Raw genomic sequence first — 16,878 nt, 5'->3', positions numbered from 1 at the left:
ACCCCGGCGGCCGGGTAGCAGGGGAGGGGGGCAAAGGCGAATCGACTCGCCCCGATTGGTTGCAAAAACGGGACGAGTCGGACCATCATTGCGATGAATCGAGGGAACGGTTGCGCATTTGCGACGAACCGTTGGCCGGAAAATGGCGCGATTCGCGCGTCCAACCGGCTGAATTCATACGAAAGTTTGGGCGAATCCGGCCCTCCGGTCAAGAATGACGGCAAAGCAACAGTTGCATGACTTGCATCGGGAAGAGGGACTTGCGTTCGTTTCGCCTGATCGGTGACAGCATCGCGCAACAATGCTAGGCGGCGGCTATGACCGAGCAGACTATTCTTGCCCCCGAGGCGGCTGTCGAGACGCCCGAGGCGCTTGTGGCCCGACTTGCGAAGGCCGGCCGTACCGCCCAGCGCGAACTGGCGAAGATGAGCGATGCGCAAAAGGCCGAAGCCCTGCGCGCCGCCGCTGCCGAATTGCGCAAGGCGGAGCCAGAGATTCTCGCGGCCAATGCGCAGGACATCGCGGCAGGTGAGGCCAAGGGGCTCAGCGGCGCGCTGCTCGACCGCCTGCGGCTCGATCCCGCACGGCTGGCTGGAATCGCCGATGCGGTGGAGCAAGTGGCGGGTCTGCCCGATCCGGTTGGCGAAGTGATTTCGACGAGCGAGCGGCCCAATGGCCTGCAGCTTTCGCGCGTGCGCATTCCAATCGGGCTGATCGGCATCATCTACGAAAGCCGGCCCAATGTGACCGCCGATGCGGCGGCGCTGTGCCTGCGTTCGGGCAACTCGGCATTGCTGCGCGGCGGCAGTGAGGCGCTGCATTCCAACCGCGCAATCATGGCGGCGATGGTCGCGGGGCTCGCCCAGGCCGGCGTGCCCGAAGCGGCGATCCAGCTGATGCCGACGCAGGATCGCGCGGCAGTGGGGGCGATGCTGACGGCGGCCGGCTTGATCGATATGATCGTGCCGCGGGGCGGCAAGAGCCTTGTGGCGCGGGTTCAGGCCGATGCGCGGGTGCCCGTGCTCGCCCATCTCGACGGCATCTGCCACACTTATATCCATGCCGCTGCCGATCCGGACATGGCGGTGCGTCTTGCGGTCAACGCCAAGATGCGCCGCACCGGCATTTGCGGCTCGATGGAGACGCTGCTGCTCGATACGCAGTTCGCCGCTTCGGGCGAAGTCGTCCGCGCCTTGCTCGATACCGGCTGCGAACTGCGCGGCGATGCCCGTGCGCAAGCGCTCGATCCGCGCATCCTGCCTGCGACTGCAGAGGATTGGGATACCGAGTATCTCGACGCGGTGCTGTCCGTGGCGGTGGTCGACGGGCTCGATGCCGCGCTCGACCACATCGCCGCGCATTCGTCGCACCATACCGACGTGATCGTCAGCGAGGATCCGGCGGCGGCCGAACGGTTCCTGAGCGAAGTCGACAGCGCCATCGTCATGGTCAATGCCTCCAGCCAGTTCGCCGATGGCGGCGAATTCGGGCTGGGTGCGGAAATTGGCATCGCCACCGGGCGCCTGCACGCGCGCGGTCCGGTCGCGCTGGAAGGGCTGACCACTTACAAGTGGCTGGTGCGCGGGACCGGGCAGGCCCGGCCCTGACAAGCTCGTCCCTGACAAGCTCGTCCCCGGCGAATCTTTCCATGCGACATGTCGGCGGACGCAAGGGCCCGCTCACCGGGCTGCTGGGCGGCAGCTTCAACCCGGCCCATGGCGGCCATCGGCGCATCACCCTGTTTGCGATCGATGCGCTGGGGCTGGATGAAGCCTGGTGGCTGGTGTCCCCGGGCAATCCGCTCAAGCCCAAGGCGGGCATGGCGCCGCTGGCCGCGCGGGTGGATTCGGCCAAGCGGCAGGCGCGACGGGCGCGAATCCGGGTGACCGCGATCGAGCGTGAATTGGGCACGCGTTACACGGTGGAGACGCTGCGCGCGCTGGTCCGGCGCTATCCGCGAAGGCGCTTCGTGTGGTTGATGGGGGCCGATAATCTGGCCCAATTCCACCGCTGGAAGGACTGGCGCGATATCGCGCGACTCATGCCGATTGCGGTAATTGCCCGTCCGGGGTATGATGGCGATGCCTTCGCGAGCCCCGCGATGGCCTGGTTGGGGAGATTCCGGAGGTCCCAGTCCAGTCTTCGCAGTCCGGAAAGGTGGAGCGCACCTGCGCTGGTGACATTGCGATTCGACCCCGATGCGCGGTCGGCCACGGCGATCCGCCAGGCCGATCCGGAGTGGGCCCGGAAGTCGATGGATCGACTTTCGCGTGCAGACTCCATTCGAGATGGTGTCACGTACCACCGCATCCCCGGACATGCAGCGTGAGCGGGCAATCGCCTTTCTCTCGCACGTCCGCATATCAAAAAGTGAGATTGCAACGGGCAGGGTGTTCCGCACCCGGCCTGATGCGATCGTGAGAAAGGAGCAGTAACCCTCTAGATGCCACAGGCACAGATACAGCCGGATCAAACCGGCGCCACGCCCCCGGCCATGGTCGAGTCTGACGACCCGCAATTGGCCCTCGTCCTGCAAAGCCTCGACGACGATCAGGCGCAGGACATTGTCACCATCGACCTCGAAGGCAAATCGAGCATCGCCGAATACATGGTGATCGCGTCGGGCCGTTCGACCCGCCAGGTGGCGGCGATGGCACAGAAACTTGGCGAACGACTGAAACAGGGCGGTTTCGGCCACGCGCGCGTCGAAGGTCTGCCGGCGGCCGACTGGGTGCTGGTTGATGCCGGCGGCGTAGTCGTCCACCTCTTCCGCCCGGAAGTGCGCAGCTTCTACAACCTCGAGCGTATGTGGGGCTTCGACGGTCCCTCGGGCGCTGCCTGAGGTCGATTGAACGCTGAAGGGATGACCCGGCCGCGACGGTGGCCGGGATTCTGAACCGGTAATGGCGCGCCTGCTCCGCGCCACCGGGGCCCGCGCGCTTCGGAGCCTGCAACTCCTGAGGGCTTGCGCACCCGGCACCGGGGGGCGATGAGGAGAGATGCTTCTCCACATCATCGCCCGTGGCAAGATCGCCCGCTCGCCAGAGGCTGAGCTGCTGGATCGCTATGCCAAGCGCCTGACCTGGCCTTTCAAACATACCGAACTGCCGGATCTGGGCGGCAAAGTGCCGCCGCCTGTGCAGACTCCCTATCGCGAAGTGCTGCTGGACGAACGCGGCAAGCTGATGAGTTCGGAGGAATTCGCCGACCTTCTCGGCCGCTGGCGCGACGAAGGCGTGCGCGAATGCCGCTTCCTTATCGGTGCGGCAGACGGGCATGGGGACGAGGCGCGTGCGAATGCCGATCATCTGCTCTGCTTTGGCCGCATGACCTGGCCGCACCTGATGGTGCGCGCGATGCTGGCCGAACAACTCTGGCGCGCCACCGCGATTCTGGCGGGGCATCCGTATCATCGATCGGGATAAAGGCGGCGCAGGTCTTTTGTGTTGAAAAACCAGTGCCGGTCGGCCCCAACCAAGAGAATTCAAAAACAAACCTCGTCGTCCCGGCGTAGGCGGGGACCCCGCTCCCTTTCCGCCGCCTATCGAAAAAGCGGGGCCCCCGCCTTCGCGAGGGCGACGGAGTGATTTCGGGCTTTTGTCCGTCTGCCTCACCCAATCCGGCCATCGTGCTTCCCTCTGGCCACGATCCCATCCGGCGCGCATAACCATCGCCGATGCCTGCGATTTCCGGTCCCGGCCTTTGGGCACTTTGCACTTCCGCCGCTGCGATGACGGCGATCGTTGGGCTGCGCTATCTCGGTACGTCGGGCCTGTTCGCCTGGATCACTGCGCGCGTGCGGCCAGGTCTCTACCACGGACTCGACAGGCAGATTCGGGCGGAGATCGGCTGGTCGCTGGCCTCCAGCGCGATCTATGGAGTCCCCGCCGGCGTTGTCGCATGGGGCTGGCAGGCGCACGGCTGGACGCGGATCTACACGAATCCATCGGCCTACCCGCTCTGGTGGATGCCGCTATCGCTGCTGCTCTACCTGTTCCTGCACGATACCTGGTTCTACTGGACCCACCGCTGGATGCATCGGCCCAAGGTGTTCCGGATCATGCACCGCGTCCACCACGCCAGCCGCCCACCCACTGCGTGGGCAGCGATGAGCTTTCATCCGCTGGAGGCGGTGACGGGGGCAATCGTAATTCCGGCGCTGGTCTTCGTGGTGCCGATTCACGTCGCCATGCTGGGACTGGTGCTGACGATCATGACGGTGATGGGAATCGCCAATCATATGGGTTGGGAGATGTTTCCGCGCCGCCTTGTCGAATCGCGGCTGGGCCATTGGCTGATCACCGCCAGCCACCACCATCGCCACCATGAGATCTATCGATGCAACTACGGGCTCTACTTCCGGTTCTGGGATCACCTTTGCGGCACCGATCGCGGCATCTCGCAGCCCTGACCGCCTGCGCGGCTTTGCTGTGCGGCGCTTCGGCGCCGCAATCGGTCGTGACGGCAACCGTCACCGGCCTGCGCTCGTCCAAGGGGAATGTACTGGCCTGCCTGACGGCAAACCCCCGCGCCTTTCCCGACTGCAAGGACGACCCGCAAGCGCGCAAGCTGACGGTTCCGGCGGCGGGGCTCAGTCGGCTCGATTTCGGCGCTATGCCGGAAGGGCGCTATGCCATTTCCCTGATTCATGACGAAAACGCCAATGGCCGGCTGGATACCGCGCTGGCGATCCCGCGAGAGGGATACGGCTTTTCGCGCGATGCGCCGGTGCGTTTCGGCCCTCCCAGTTTCGACAAGGCGGCCTTCGTCGTGGGGGCGGATGCAGTGCAACTCGAAATCCGGATGCGATATCTGCTCTAGCCGCCCTTGCTGCACCTCGTCCGCGCGCCTACCCCTGAAGGCGTGACCAAACAGCACGATATCGTCGAGGAACTGGTCGAAGAGGCCGTCGAGGTCGCGACCGCCGGGCTGGTGCCGCCGCCCGCGCATGGGACGTTCTCGCCGTTCCGATATCCCGTGTTTCGCGCGATCTGGATCGCCAACTTGTTCTCGAACCTCGGTTCGACGCTGCAAAGCGTGGGCGCCGCATGGCTGATGACGGAACTGACGCCGTCGCACCAGCTGGTCGCGCTGGTGCAGGCGTCGGCCACCGTGCCGATCATGCTGCTGGGTGTGTTCGCCGGGGCGATCGCGGACAATTACGACCGGCGGCAGGTCATGCTGATTTCGCAAGTGGGGATGTTGACCGTTTCCGCCCTGCTGGCGGTGCTGACTTACGCGGGGTGGATCACGCCGTTCCTGCTGCTGGCCTTCACGCTGGGGGTGGGCACCGGCACCGCGCTCAATTCGCCGGCGTGGCAGGCCTCGGTTCGCCAGCAAGTCGATCCCGAGCAATTGCCGCAGGCGATCGCGCTCAATTCGATCTCGTTCAACATCGCGCGTTCGATCGGGCCGGCGCTGGGCGGGCTGCTGATCTCGATCTGGAACCCTGCCTTTGCCTTTGCGATCAACGCGATCAGCTACATCGGCCTGATCGGCGTGCTGCTGTGGTGGAAGCCGGAGCCGCGGGCGATCAACGCGCGGCCGATCCTGCCGGCCGTGGGCGCGGGCATCGCGTTCTGCGCACGATCGGTGCCGCTGCGGCGCATCCTGATTCGCGGCTTCGCGCTGGGTTTCTGCCTCGCGACGTTCCAATCGCTGCTGCCGGGGCTGGTGCACGATTCGATTCACGGGGAAGAGGTCGATTACGGGATCATGCTGGGGCTGTTCGGGATCGGATCGATCCTTGCTGCGCCCTCGATCGGGCCGATTCGCCGGAAGCTGGGGCTGGAAGGCATCCTGATGCTGGGATCGGCGCTCTATATCGCGGCTCTGCTGATCGCCGCCGTCGGCCACAGCCTGCCCGCCGTCATGCCTGCCGCCTTCCTGGCCGGCGTCAGCTGGGTTCTGATTCTCACCACCATCAACACCGCCGTGCAGATGCGATCGCCCGACGAAGTGCTGGGGCGCTGCCTGTCGATCTATCAGGCGGTGACGTTCGGCGGCATGGCGATGGGGGCGTGGACCTGGGGTTCGGTGGCGGATTGGAAGGGGATTCCCTTTGCGATGCATGGCGGGGCGGCGGTGCTGTTCGTCTCGTTTCTGGTGCTGCGCTTTCTGGCGCCGATGCCCCGGCCGGGGGAAGGCGTGCTGCGCCCGCGCTAGACGTGAATCGCGCGGATCGCGGCGTGAAGCCCTGCCTATGCGGCAATTCCTGCCGCGCCTTAAACATTGATTCACCACGACAGCGCACAATCGGACCCACTGGAAATGGGGTATTCCGACGATGGATACGTTGCGTGGGGAGTTCGCCACCTCGGACGGACTGGACAGCAGCTATGACGCGCCAGAGGCAGGTGGCGGGTACGAAACGCGCGCCACAGCCGTGATGGGCGATGAGCGGCGCATGCAAGTGCGCGCCTACAACTTCTGGGCCAGCCTGCTGGGCGATCGCCAGTTTCCCCTGATCGCGGACCTGCGCCCCGACGACTATCCCGATTTCGGCCCCTATAGCGTGCTGCTGGATTTCTCCGCCGGGCTTGACGATCCCAAGATCGCCTGGCTGGGGACGGCGCTTGCCGCCGAATGCGGCACGCAGGGCCAGATCGGCAGCCTGGGGCAAGTGCCCAGCCGTTCGTTGCTGTCGCGCATTACCGACCATTACATGCAGATTCTCGCCAACGAGGCGCCGATCGGCTTCGAGGCCGAATTCGTCAATGTGCGCGGCGCCACCGTGCTCTATCGCGGCATCCTGCTGCCGTTCTCGCACGATGGATCGCGGATCGACTGGATCTACGGCGTGATCAACTGGAAGGAACTGGCCGATCAGGCCAGCACCGATGCACTGATGCGGCAGGTGGACGATGCGCTGGCCGTGCGCTCGCCTTTGCAGCGTGATCTGCCGCCATTGGGCGGCTGGGCCGATGGTCCGGTTGAAGTATCGCTGGATTCGCCGATCGACGATGCCCTCGCGCTCGACGAGTTCATGGCGCTGGAAACCGATTCGCTGCCGTTCGGCGAATCGCGCTTCGATGAATCGGACATTCTCGAACTCACCGCCGACATGGAACTGGCCGATTGGCTCGCCTCCGCCCGCGAACTGGCGCAGGCGGCGATGGGCTGCGAGGATCGATCCCGTCAGGCACTCTACGCGGCGATCGGCCGGGCCTACGATTTCGTGCTGGCCGCGGCCGAGGCCCCGGCAGAATTGGCCGAACTGCTGGAAGATGCCGGCCTGAAGGTTCAGGAACGCGCGCCGCTGGTGCCGCTGGTGAAGCTGGTTTTCGGTGCCGATTACGACAAGACCCGCCTGACCGAATTTGCCGGGGTGATTGCCCACGCGCAGCGTCTCGGTCTCGACCGTGGCGCTCTGACGCCATTCCTTGCCGCAGAGCCCGGCGGAATCAAGGCCGTGGTCCGCGAAGAGCGCCGCCTGAAGCGCGAGGAAAGCGACAGTGTGATCACCACCGAGACCCGGCGCGACCGCATGGTGCGCGGGCTTCGCGATCTGGCGCCCAAGGCGCTCAGCGAAATGGGCAGGGACAGTGAGTTCACCGTCTTGATCGCCCGGCGCGGCGAGGACGGCACTGTGGTACTGCTGGGCGAAGTCAGCGACGACGAATCGCTGCTGGACCGCGCCGCCCGCCGCTTGCTCGGTTGAGGCAGCAGGAAAGCGAAAGGGCGACAACCGCGTGGTTGCCGCCCTTCAGGATTCGCACGAATCGCCGCGCGATTCAGTAATTGCCCGGCGGATCGCTGGCCGGGAAGCTTTCGTCGATCGCCTGATCGGTCTTCGACCAGCGCTTCGGCTTGGATTGCATGTTCTCGGGCCCGGCATCGCGCACGGGCGGGCAGGCGGTCGCGGCCAGTGGCTCTTCCTGGTCCCGCGTCGCATATTTGTAGAGTGCATAGCCGGCAGCACCGGCCACGGCCAACTTGATGAGTCCCATCGATCCTGCTCCTCTCGGTGGCAGCAACCCCGCCCGATGGAGCGGGGTGCAGTGTTCCACGTGAAGCAACGCAGGACTTCGGGCGGGGTTGCCTTAATCGCCGCCGACGCGTTCGATCTGCGCGCCGACCAGAGCCAGCTTTTCCTCAAGCCGCTCATAGCCGCGATCGAGGTGGTAGAGCCGGTGGACCTGAGTCTCGCCCTCTGCGGCAAGGCCGGCGATGACCAGGCTCATCGACGCGCGCAGATCGGTCGCCATGACTTCGGCGCCGGTCAGCTTCTGCACGCCGTGGACCACGGCGGTGCGGCCCTTGGTCTCGATATGCGCGCCCATGCGGTTGAGTTCGGGAACGTGCATGTAGCGGTTCTCGAAAATCGTCTCGGTCAGCACGCTCGATCCTTCGGCGCGGCAGAGCAAGGCCATGAGCTGGGCCTGCATGTCGGTTGCGAAACCGGGGTAGGGCGCGGTGGAGATGGTGACGGGCTTCAGCGGGCCGTCGGCGGCGACGTGAAGGCCCTCGGCATTCTGCTCAACATGGACGCCGGCATCGCGCAGGGCCTGCACGGTGGCTTCCATATCTTCGATCTTGGCGCCTTTCAGCGTGACTTCGCCGCCGGTGATCGCCGCTGCGCAGGCATAGGAGCCGGCCTCGATACGATCGGGCATCACCATGTAGGTGGCGCCGTGCAGGCGCGGTACGCCGTGGATGGTGATGTCAGAGGTGCCGATGCCCTCGATCTGCGCGCCCATGGCGACCAGCAGGTTGCAAAGGTCGACGATCTCCGGCTCACGCGCGGCGTTGTGCAGCGTGGAGGTGCCGGTGCAGAGCACGGCGGCCATCAGCGCGTTCTCGGTCGCGCCGACCGAGACCACCGGGAAGGAATAGCGGCCGCCGGGAAGGCCGCCGTCGGGCGCGATGGCGCGGACGTAGCCGGCCGCCATCTCGATCTGCGCGCCCAGTGCCTCAAGCGCCTTCAGGTGCAGGTCGATCGGACGGTTGCCGATGGCGCAGCCGCCGGGCAGCGACACGGTCGCCTCGCCCATGCGGGCCAGCATCGGGCCGAGAACGAGGATCGAGGCGCGCATCTTGCGCACCAGATCGTAGGGCGCGACCGAGCTGGTGATGCGCGTGGCCTGCAGCGTCATCACGCGGCCGAAATCTTCGGGACGGCTGCCGGCGATCATCGTCGAGATGCCGAACTGGTTCATCAGATGCTGGAACCCGTCGATATCCGCCAGACGCGGCAGATTGCGCAGCGTCAGCGGCTCTTCGGTGAGCATCGCGCAAGGCAGCAGCGTCAACGCCGCGTTCTTTGCGCCGGAAACGGGAATGGTGCCGGAAAGGCGCTTGCCGCCTTCGATGATGATCTTGTCCATTGCCCGCTCTTTAACGGGATTTGGCCGCGCAGCAAGCACGGCTCGGAGAAAGACGGATGGACTGTTGCGCTGCACCTGCGAAGCGGCTTTAACAGCACTGTAACTAAATGGAGTCAGACCATTAACTATGTCTGCGCCTCAGTTCAAAAAACCCGTCCGCAAAGCCGTGTTTCCCGTTGCCGGGCTCGGAACTCGCTTCCTTCCCGCCACCAAGGCGATTCCCAAGGAGCTGTTGCCGGTCGTTGACCGCCCGCTGATCCAGTACGCCGTGGATGAGGCGCGCGAGGCGGGGATCGAGGAATTCGTCTTCGTCACCGGGCGCGGCAAGACCGCGATCGTCGAACATTTCGACACCGCCTACGAACTGGAAGCGACGATGTCCGCGCGCGGCAAGTCGCTCGACGCGCTGGACCCGACGCGAATCCAGCCGGGCAATCTGGTGACCGTGCGCCAGCAGGTGCCGCTGGGCCTTGGCCATGCGGTCTGGTGCGCGCGCGCGGTGATCGGTGATGAGCCTTTCGCGATCTTCCTGCCGGACGAGCTGATGTACGGTTCGCCCGGCTGCATGGCGCAGATGGTGGAGGCCTATAACGAAGTGGGCGGCAATCTCGTCTCGGTGCTGGAAGTGCCGCGTGAGGAAGTGTCCAGCTACGGCGTGATCGCCCCCGGCGAAAGCAAGGGCGCGCTGACCGAGGTGAAGGGCCTGGTCGAAAAGCCGAAGGTGGAGGATGCGCCCTCCAACAAGATCGTCTCCGGCCGCTACATCCTCCAGCCGGAAGTGATGGATCTGCTCGCCAACCAGGGCAAGGGCGCCGGCGGCGAGATTCAGCTGACCGATTCGATGGCGAAGCTGATCGGCGTCCAGCCGTTCCATGCGGTCACGTTTGCCGGTCGGCGCTTCGACTGCGGTTCCAAAGTGGGCTTCGTGGAAGCGACGCTCGCCATCGCGCTCGACCGTCCCGACATGGGCGACGAAGTGCGCAAGATTGCGGCCAAGTTGCTGGGCTGAAAGTAAAGGGCGTCCCGATGAGGGGCGCCTTTACTGGCGAACCGGGTCCGTCAATCGCGACATGATCGCGGCGACATAAGCCTGCGTTTCGCGGATATTGGGCACGCCGCCAGCCCGAGTCACGCGGCCCGGTCCGGCATTGTAGGCGGCCAGTGCCTTCTCGATATCGCCGCCGAAGGCATCGAGCTGCATCCGCAGATACCGGGCGCCGCCTTCCAGATTGGCCATCGGATCGCCGGGATTCACGCCCATCTGCGCGGCAGTGCCGGGCATCAACTGGGCAAGGCCGCGTGCGCCGACAGGCGAGACGGCCAGTTCGTTCCACCGGCTTTCCTGCCACACCACCGCTTCCAGCAGGGTGGGGCTGATGTCGTACTTGGCGGCCAGTTCGGCCACGCGGATGCGCCAGCGCGTCGGCCCTGCCGCGTCGAGCGCGTCGGTGATCGATTGCGGCGCCAGCGTGTCCGCGCCCACTTCGGCGGGCGGCGAGCCATCGTCGGGCGCATTGAGTGCGGCAGGATCGACCGCCTGATGGGCAGGTCCACCGGCAACCCAGCGATAGTCGCCGTTGCCGATTTCCAGCACGTCGGCATGGGCAGCGCCGGGCATGGCAGCCAGCGTCAGCAGCGCGGCGGCAATGGCCCGATTCATGTGATTCGCTTCCCTCACCATGTCTGCCGTTTACAGCGTGGCGCCCGCGACGTCACCTGCGTGAGATCGCGGGCGGCCACGATCAATCGAGCCCCAGAGCCGTGCGAATCGCGCGCCAGGAGACCAGCTTGAAGTTCTGCGCATGGGGGGCGTTGTCGCCGTCCTGTGCGACCATCAGGCCATCGGGATAGGTCGGGCCGAAGTCACCCAGCGCGATCTCGATGCCGTCGGTTTCGCTGGTGCCACCGATGGTGCCGCCATTGATCCGGAAGCGGCCGGCGGGCTTGCCGGTGCCGAGGTCGAACACGGCATAGGCGCTGTCGCCCTGACTCGACGCGACCAGCCAGGCGCGGCCGCCATCTTCGCGGGCGACTGCAAGGCCCTCTACATCGGCGACGAGGCCGTCCTGCTCACCCACGCGGGCGAATGCTTCGGCAACCAGCTTGTCGCCGGCCAGCGGCACTTTCCAGATGCCCACGTCCTCCTCGGCGACGAACAGCACTTTGCCGGCATCGTCGACCACGCACCCTTCTGACTGCGTGGCGAACTTCACGAGGCGCACATAGTCGGGCACGATTCGCCCGTCGCGTTCGATCAGCCGGCTTTCGGCGACCGATCCGTCCTTCAGCACGACATAGGCGCGGGCGAGTTCGCCTTGCGCCAGGGCGCCGCCCATGCAGAAGCCATAGGCCTCGGCCGGGGCGTGGCCGGCGGGCAGGAACGTCTCCGCGCCCAGCGACGTCAGCTTGCCGCTGGCGCCATCGAGCGTGAACAGCGCGATGCGCGGTTCGGCCCGGTCGGTACGGTCGCTGGCGCCGACCAGAATGGTCGTCCCGCCCGTGCGGCGCACTTCGCGCAAGTCCACGTTGTTGAGCGCACCTGCCGCGGCGTAGTCGCGCACCTTGCCGTCGAGCCCGTAGACATAGAGCCCGGCCTTCTTGTCGGTGCCGAGTACCAGACTGGCGGCCGGATTGCCGGCATTGCGCCAGATCGCCGGATCGTCGGCGGCATCCGCATTGGCGGTGCCGACGGGCTGGGTCTCGCCGGCAGCGGGTACGTCGATGGCTGGAAGGCGAGGGGCTGGCGCCGTCGCGGTGGTCGCGCAGCCGGAAAGCAACAGGGCCGGGAGCAATGCTCCCGACCCCAGCTTCACGGCATCGGCGATGGTCGTGAAGGCGGCCTTCATCAGAAGGTCACCCGCGCGCCGAACTTCACGGTCGAGCCGTATTCCTCATACTGCAGCACGCGCTTGGCGCCGGCGAGGTTCTGGTAGGCGAAGTACTTGGCGTTGTTGACGTTCACCCAGTCCGCGAAGAGGCGGATGTTGTCGGTCAGCTTGTACTTGGCCGAAAGGTCCAGCTGGAAGTGCTGGTTGACCGTGCGGTCTGTTTCGATCGAATCGCCCACTTCGTCGAGGTACTTGTCGCGGAAGGTGCCGGCAGCGCGCAGGCTGATCGGGCCCTTTTCGTAACCGAGTACGGCGTTGAACGTGTTCTTCGACGCGTTCGGCAGCGAGATGCGACGGGCGATCTGCACGCCGTCATCGTCCGTGAACACCGAGCCGCGGGCATACGTGTACGTGTAGTTCAGCTGGGTCAGCAACCCGTCGAAGGGCGAGGGCAGCATCGAGAACACCTGGCTGAAGCTCACTTCCACGCCGGCGATTTCGGCCTTGTCGCCGTTCATCGGGATGGTGATCTCTTCATAGGCGATGCCGTTGTAGGTGCCGGCTTCCTTCGAGTTGAGCGAGTAGGTGTAGTCCTTGATCGACTTGTAGAACCCGCCGACCGAGAGGGCGCCGTTGTTCGAGAAGTAGTATTCCATGCCCGCGTCGAGGTTCCACGCCTGATAGGGCTTGAGCTGCGGGTTGCCGACTTCCAGTTCGAGATCGTCGTTGATCGTATTGCGCGGCGCCATCTGCGAAAGCTTGGGGCGCACCACGGTCTTGTACCCGGCCAGACGAGCGACCAGGTTCTGCTGCGGGCTGTAGCGCACGGTCAGGCTGGGCAGCCAGTTGGTGTAGTTGCGCTTGTAGCTTTGCGGATCGACGGTGAAGGTATCGTCGCCGTTGTCGGTGACGAGGCTGCCGTTGAGGTCGTTATGGGTGTGCTCCATGCGCACGCCGCCGATCACGCGCAGGGTGGAACTGTCCCAGCGGGCGAGGGCATAGCCGGCGACGATGTCTTCGCGCACCGAATAGTCGCTGATCGCCGAGTTGTAGCCGCTCTCGAAGTCGTTGACGACGAAATCTCGGGGGTTCGCGAGCAGGAAGTCCTTCGGGCCCGTCTTGCTGGAGACCGGGCCCATGTCGACCAGGCGGTAGGTCTGCTTGCCCAGCACGTCAGCCAGCGTGTAATCGGCGCCGTCGGCCAGTTCGTAGTAGGTCATGTTGAAGTCGTAGGACTTCTTGCGCCAGCGGGCCTTGCCGCCGGCCTGGATGGTGAAGTCGCCGTTGTCGCCGGCAAAGGTGCGGGCGAGGTCGGCCTTGATCGCCCATTCCTGGTCCTGGCTGTTGGACAGGGTAGTCAGTTCGGTCTTGTTGAATTCGTACTCCGACGCGTCGTTGAAGCTGTCAGCGCCTTCGGTGACCGAATAGGTCGGGAAATACTTGTTGGCGTAGTCCATGCCGACCACGGTTCCGTCGGTGAAGCGGGCACGGAAACGGGTGGGATCGATCGAGAAGGTCTCCTTCTCGGTCGACTTGGCGTAGCTGGCCATCCAGTTGAACTTCCACACGCCGGTGTCGGTGTCGCTGCCGATCGAGACCGAGCGGATGCGCTGGCGCTCGAAGCGGTCCTTCAGGTCGCGCTCGACAGTGATGCGCTCGTCCGAACCGTCGAACGTGGCGCTGCTGTCGGTGCTGGCGCTCGGGTTGTCGAAGTCGCTGAAGTCCAGCGTGGTGCGGCGGCGGTATTCGTGGTCGTCGAACTGCGCCCAGTTGCCGCGTATATAGGCCTTGGTCGTGTCCGAAACGCGCCAGTCGGCCGACAGCGCCGCGTTGATGCGGGTGCGTTCCACATCATAATCGCGGTATTCCACCGATTCGGCCCAGGCATTGCCGCTGTCGTCGACGTTCCAGCCGCCGGTTTCGACGTTGTCGGTCTCGAACTTGCGCTTGTAGTAGCTGACCGAGCCGGCGATGCCGAAGTCGTCACCCAGCTTCTGCGTGAAGTCGAACGCACCCTTCGGGGTGACCTTGCCCGAATAGTCGTTCCAGCTGCCCTCGGCGCTCAGCGAGTAGCGGTTCTTCTTCGAATCGAAGGCGCTGGTGGTGTTCACCTCGATCGAGGCGCCAATGAAGTCGCCGTCCATGTCGGGCGTGAAGCTCTTCTTCACTTCGATCGACTGGATGGTGTCGGACGAGATCACGTCGAGCGCAACCGAACGAACGTCCGATTCAGGGGCGGGCAGGCGCACGCCGTTGACCGAAGTGCCGTTGAGTTCGGGATCGAGGCCGCGCACCGAAACGTAGCGGCCTTCGCCCTGGTCGTTGAGGATGTTCACGCCGGGCAGGCGGCGCAGCGATTCGGCGACGTTCTGGTCGGGGAACTGGCCGATCGCGTCGCGGGTGAGGACCGAGACGACGCCGTCAGCGGCCTTCTGGCGCGACAGGGCGCTGGTCATGTTGGCGGTCTGGCCGGTGACGAGAATGTCGCCGCCGCCGATCGCGGCAAGATCGAAATTGCCGGAAACACGGCCGGTGGCGGGCACGGTAACCGACTGGGTGGTCACTTCCGCGCCGACGTAGCGCGCTTCCAGCGTGTAGGTGCCGGCAGGCACGTCACCGAAGATGTACTGGCCCGAACGGTCGGTTTCGACGCTGCGATCGAGTTCGACGATGCGCACGCTGGCCGACTGCAGGGCGCGGACGCCGGCGGCGTCATGAACATTACCGGCCACTTCGCCTGCGTGGGCGATCGTGGCGAATGAGGCAGAGGCGAGCAGCCCCGCAAGGAGGCGCATGGAGAACGTCATTAGAGGCAAACCCCTGTTGGTTCGAGGAATTGGGGCCGCCTCTAGGTACGTTCGATGACAGTTTTGTGCTGATGGAGTGGCAGTTTTGTGACTTTGCCCTACTGCAGCAATCGGGCAACAGTATACGATCCGCAGGCGCGAATCCGCCTCGCCAGACACATTCCAAACATGCAGGGGGAGGGGAATGGTGCTGCTGGGGAGGATTGAACTCCCGACCTCGTCATTACCAATGACGCGCTCTACCACTGAGCTACAGCAGCGCCTGATCCGAAGGCCTTTCGGCCAGCGCTTCAGCGCTTGCCCACGGCGACCCGGGGCAGGGGCGCGCTAATGTCCGTGACCGAAGCAATTGTCAAGCGGTGCTTGCGCATTCTTTTTCGGAAGGCCATTCCGCGGGGGACAGAACGGCCTCGGAAAGACGCATTCGCCATGACGCAGCCCCAGCAATCCCGCGAGGAAAGGCTTGCCGCCAAGCTTCGCGAAAATCTTCGCCGCCGCAAGGTGCAGGCACGCGCTTTCGATGCCGCGATGCACGACCCGGCTGGCGCGACTTCCGAATCGGAAACTGCCGATACGGCTGCCAGTGAAAAAGACGCTGCGAATGGAGGCGAAATCGAATCGGGCGCTCTTTCCAAATCGACGCCGGAAAGCTAGGGGCTGCGCCCAGACATATCGTTCAGTCTGCCAAGAGGCGTTCCCCGCCGGAGCGCCGATGAGCCCGGGAGTATGCCTTGCCTCGCCTGATCCTCGTCCGCCACGGCCAGAGCCAATGGAACCTTGAAAACCGCTTCACCGGCTGGTGGGATGTCGACCTGACCCCGCTGGGTGAGGAAGAGGCCCGCGCCGCCGGCACGCTGCTCAAGGAAAAGGGCATTGAGCCCACCGTCGCTTTCACCTCGCTGCAGACCCGTGCGATCCGCACGCTGCACCTGGCGCTGGAAGCCGCCGGCCTGCTGTGGATTCCCGAGACCAAGGACTGGCGCCTGAACGAGCGTCACTATGGCGGCCTCACCGGCCTGAACAAGGCGGAGACCGCTGCCAAGCATGGCGAGGATCAGGTGAAGATCTGGCGCCGCAGCTTCGACACGCCGCCGCCGGTGCTGGAGAAGGGCAGCGAGTTCGATCTTTCCACCGACGCGCGTTACGCCGGGATCGCCGTGCCGCAGACCGAAAGCCTGAAGGACACCATCGCGCGCGTCCTGCCTTACTATCAGGGCTCGATCGTGCCGCACCTGAAGGCCGGCGCCGACGTGCTCGTCTCCGCCCACGGCAATTCGCTGCGCGCGCTGGTGAAGCACCTTTCGCATATTTCGGACGACGAGATTACCGGTCTGGAAATCCCGACCGGCCAGCCGATCGTCTACGAACTGTCGGGCGATCTGGCGGTGGTCGATCGCTACTATCTCTCGGAGCGCTGAGATGACTTCTCCTGTCCCGGTCGCCATCATCATGGGCAGCCAGTCCGACTGGCCGACCATGGGCAAGGCCGCCGAGATGCTGGACAAGCTGGGCGTCGCCTACGACGCCCGCATCGTCTCCGCCCACCGCACGCCCGAGCGTATGGTGGACTTCGCCAAGGGCGCAGCGGACGAAGGCTTCAAGGTGGTGATCGCCGGCGCCGGCGGCGCCGCGCATCTGCCGGGCATGGTCGCCGCGCTCACGCATCTGCCGGTGCTGGGCGTGCCGGTGCAGTCCAAGGCGCTTTCGGGGCAGGACAGCCTGCTCTCGATCGTGCAGATGCCGGCCGGCATCCCGGTCGGCACGCTGGCCATCGGCGAAGCGGGCGCGGCCAATGCCGGCCTGCTGGCCGCCGCGATCCTGGCCACCACCGATGAGGCGCTGGCGCAGCGGCTCAAGGCTTTCCGTGCCGCGCAGACCGAAAGCGTGGCAGTCCGTCCTTCCTGATATATCGAGTAA

The 16,878-nt window shown here is 65.2% G+C and carries 17 protein-coding genes and 1 tRNA gene; 12 read left to right on the top strand and 6 right to left on the bottom strand.

The window, feature by feature from the left end:
- Positions 1-317: 317 nt before the first annotated feature.
- From ACZ1JV_RS08565 to ACZ1JV_RS08530, 8 genes are all read left to right on the top strand, one after another.
- On the top strand, positions 318-1,607 hold the full coding sequence (locus tag ACZ1JV_RS08565) for a glutamate-5-semialdehyde dehydrogenase (RefSeq protein ID WP_465151244.1): 1,290 nt from the start codon (positions 318-320) through the stop codon (positions 1,605-1,607).
- Positions 1,571-2,329 (top strand): nicotinate-nucleotide adenylyltransferase, encoded by a 759-nt coding sequence (locus tag ACZ1JV_RS08560; protein WP_465151243.1) that lies wholly within the window; start codon positions 1,571-1,573, stop codon positions 2,327-2,329. Before ACZ1JV_RS08565 ends, ACZ1JV_RS08560 begins: the two co-directional genes overlap by 37 nt.
- Positions 2,330-2,494: 165 nt before the next feature.
- Positions 2,495-2,842 (top strand): ribosome silencing factor, encoded by a 348-nt coding sequence (rsfS, locus tag ACZ1JV_RS08555; RefSeq protein ID WP_395334211.1) that lies wholly within the window; start codon positions 2,495-2,497, stop codon positions 2,840-2,842.
- Positions 2,843-2,999: 157 nt separating this feature from the next.
- Entirely contained in the window at positions 3,000-3,425 is a 426-nt protein-coding gene (locus ACZ1JV_RS08550) for a 23S rRNA (pseudouridine(1915)-N(3))-methyltransferase RlmH (protein WP_465151242.1), read from the top strand.
- Positions 3,426-3,730: 305 nt separating this feature from the next.
- The gene (locus tag ACZ1JV_RS08545; RefSeq protein ID WP_465151241.1) at positions 3,731-4,411 is read left to right on the top strand and encodes a sterol desaturase family protein; all 681 of its coding nucleotides are present in this window, start codon (positions 3,731-3,733) and stop codon (positions 4,409-4,411) included.
- A 47-nt stretch (positions 4,412-4,458) separates the two neighbouring features.
- Positions 4,459-4,821, top strand: coding sequence for a DUF2141 domain-containing protein (locus ACZ1JV_RS08540; protein ID WP_465151240.1), 363 nt, complete (start codon positions 4,459-4,461; stop codon positions 4,819-4,821).
- A 42-nt stretch (positions 4,822-4,863) separates the two neighbouring features.
- The gene (locus ACZ1JV_RS08535; protein WP_465151239.1) at positions 4,864-6,165 is read left to right on the top strand and encodes an MFS transporter; all 1,302 of its coding nucleotides are present in this window, start codon (positions 4,864-4,866) and stop codon (positions 6,163-6,165) included.
- Positions 6,166-6,286: 121 nt separating this feature from the next.
- Entirely contained in the window at positions 6,287-7,660 is a 1,374-nt protein-coding gene (locus ACZ1JV_RS08530; RefSeq protein ID WP_465151238.1) for a PAS domain-containing protein, read from the top strand.
- A gap of 73 nt (positions 7,661-7,733) precedes the next feature.
- Here the strand turns inward: ACZ1JV_RS08530 and ACZ1JV_RS08525 are convergent, their stop codons facing one another.
- Both ACZ1JV_RS08525 and murA read right to left on the bottom strand, forming a co-directional pair.
- The gene (locus ACZ1JV_RS08525; protein WP_465151237.1) at positions 7,734-7,949 is read right to left on the bottom strand and encodes a hypothetical protein; all 216 of its coding nucleotides are present in this window, start codon (positions 7,947-7,949) and stop codon (positions 7,734-7,736) included.
- Positions 7,950-8,042: 93 nt separating this feature from the next.
- Positions 8,043-9,326: a UDP-N-acetylglucosamine 1-carboxyvinyltransferase gene (gene murA / locus ACZ1JV_RS08520; protein ID WP_465151236.1), complete on the bottom strand. Its 1,284-nt coding sequence runs from the start codon at positions 9,324-9,326 to the stop codon at positions 8,043-8,045.
- Between the two features lie 127 nt (positions 9,327-9,453).
- Here murA and ACZ1JV_RS08515 point away from each other — a divergent pair, with 127 nt between their 5' ends.
- Positions 9,454-10,335 carry a UTP--glucose-1-phosphate uridylyltransferase gene (locus ACZ1JV_RS08515; RefSeq protein ID WP_465151235.1) on the top strand — a complete coding sequence of 294 codons (882 nt, stop codon included), beginning with the start codon at positions 9,454-9,456 and terminating at the stop codon, positions 10,333-10,335.
- A 30-nt stretch (positions 10,336-10,365) separates the two neighbouring features.
- Here ACZ1JV_RS08515 and ACZ1JV_RS08510 read toward each other — a convergent pair whose 3' ends face one another.
- From ACZ1JV_RS08510 to ACZ1JV_RS08495, 4 genes are all read right to left on the bottom strand, one after another.
- Positions 10,366-10,986 carry a lytic transglycosylase domain-containing protein gene (locus ACZ1JV_RS08510; protein WP_465151234.1) on the bottom strand — a complete coding sequence of 207 codons (621 nt, stop codon included), beginning with the start codon at positions 10,984-10,986 and terminating at the stop codon, positions 10,366-10,368.
- Positions 10,987-11,068: 82 nt separating this feature from the next.
- Positions 11,069-12,172 carry a phytase gene (locus ACZ1JV_RS08505; RefSeq protein ID WP_465151233.1) on the bottom strand — a complete coding sequence of 368 codons (1,104 nt, stop codon included), beginning with the start codon at positions 12,170-12,172 and terminating at the stop codon, positions 11,069-11,071.
- Positions 12,172-14,961, bottom strand: coding sequence for a TonB-dependent receptor (locus ACZ1JV_RS08500; protein ID WP_465151232.1), 2,790 nt, complete (start codon positions 14,959-14,961; stop codon positions 12,172-12,174). The genes ACZ1JV_RS08505 and ACZ1JV_RS08500 overlap by 1 nt, the downstream gene beginning before the upstream one ends.
- Before the next feature lie 185 nt (positions 14,962-15,146).
- Positions 15,147-15,221 (bottom strand) — tRNA-Thr (locus ACZ1JV_RS08495).
- Positions 15,222-15,291: 70 nt separating this feature from the next.
- On the opposite strand from ACZ1JV_RS08495, the gene ACZ1JV_RS08490 reads away from it, so the two are divergent.
- The 3 genes from ACZ1JV_RS08490 (at position 15,292) to purE (ending at position 16,866) form a co-directional block, all read left to right on the top strand.
- On the top strand, positions 15,292-15,615 hold the full coding sequence (locus tag ACZ1JV_RS08490; protein ID WP_465151231.1) for a hypothetical protein: 324 nt from the start codon (positions 15,292-15,294) through the stop codon (positions 15,613-15,615).
- Positions 15,616-15,692: 77 nt separating this feature from the next.
- Entirely contained in the window at positions 15,693-16,379 is a 687-nt protein-coding gene (gene gpmA / locus ACZ1JV_RS08485; protein ID WP_465151230.1) for a 2,3-diphosphoglycerate-dependent phosphoglycerate mutase, read from the top strand.
- 1 nt (position 16,380) lies between these two features.
- Positions 16,381-16,866, top strand: a complete 486-nt coding sequence (gene purE / locus ACZ1JV_RS08480) for a 5-(carboxyamino)imidazole ribonucleotide mutase (RefSeq protein WP_465151229.1) — start codon at positions 16,381-16,383, stop codon at positions 16,864-16,866.
- The last annotated feature ends 12 nt before the right edge of the window (positions 16,867-16,878 follow it).

Source organism: Novosphingobium sp. BL-S-19 (genome assembly GCF_055521675.1).
The sequence above is the reverse complement of the archived record's forward strand: the minus strand, read 5'-3'. Positions and strand labels throughout refer to the sequence as shown.

Bases quoted from the DNA above. Each gene is read 5' to 3' on its own strand.
- ACZ1JV_RS08530 (WP_465151238.1), top strand. From the start codon at position 6,287: ATGGATACGTTGCGTGGGGAGTTCGCCACCTCGGACGGACTGGACAGC.
- ACZ1JV_RS08510 (WP_465151234.1), bottom strand. From the start codon at position 10,986: ATGAATCGGGCCATTGCCGCCGCGCTGCTGACGCTGGCTGCCATGCCC.
- ACZ1JV_RS08545 (WP_465151241.1), top strand. From the start codon at position 3,731: ATGACGGCGATCGTTGGGCTGCGCTATCTCGGTACGTCGGGCCTGTTC.
- ACZ1JV_RS08565 (WP_465151244.1), top strand. From the start codon at position 318: ATGACCGAGCAGACTATTCTTGCCCCCGAGGCGGCTGTCGAGACGCCC.
- ACZ1JV_RS08500 (WP_465151232.1), bottom strand. From the start codon at position 14,961: ATGACGTTCTCCATGCGCCTCCTTGCGGGGCTGCTCGCCTCTGCCTCA.
- murA (WP_465151236.1), bottom strand. From the start codon at position 9,326: ATGGACAAGATCATCATCGAAGGCGGCAAGCGCCTTTCCGGCACCATT.
- ACZ1JV_RS08490 (WP_465151231.1), top strand. From the start codon at position 15,292: ATGTCCGTGACCGAAGCAATTGTCAAGCGGTGCTTGCGCATTCTTTTT.
- rsfS (WP_395334211.1), top strand. From the start codon at position 2,495: ATGGTCGAGTCTGACGACCCGCAATTGGCCCTCGTCCTGCAAAGCCTC.
- ACZ1JV_RS08505 (WP_465151233.1), bottom strand. From the start codon at position 12,172: ATGAAGGCCGCCTTCACGACCATCGCCGATGCCGTGAAGCTGGGGTCG.
- ACZ1JV_RS08525 (WP_465151237.1), bottom strand. From the start codon at position 7,949: ATGGGACTCATCAAGTTGGCCGTGGCCGGTGCTGCCGGCTATGCACTC.
- ACZ1JV_RS08515 (WP_465151235.1), top strand. From the start codon at position 9,454: ATGTCTGCGCCTCAGTTCAAAAAACCCGTCCGCAAAGCCGTGTTTCCC.
- ACZ1JV_RS08550 (WP_465151242.1), top strand. From the start codon at position 3,000: ATGCTTCTCCACATCATCGCCCGTGGCAAGATCGCCCGCTCGCCAGAG.
- purE (WP_465151229.1), top strand. From the start codon at position 16,381: ATGACTTCTCCTGTCCCGGTCGCCATCATCATGGGCAGCCAGTCCGAC.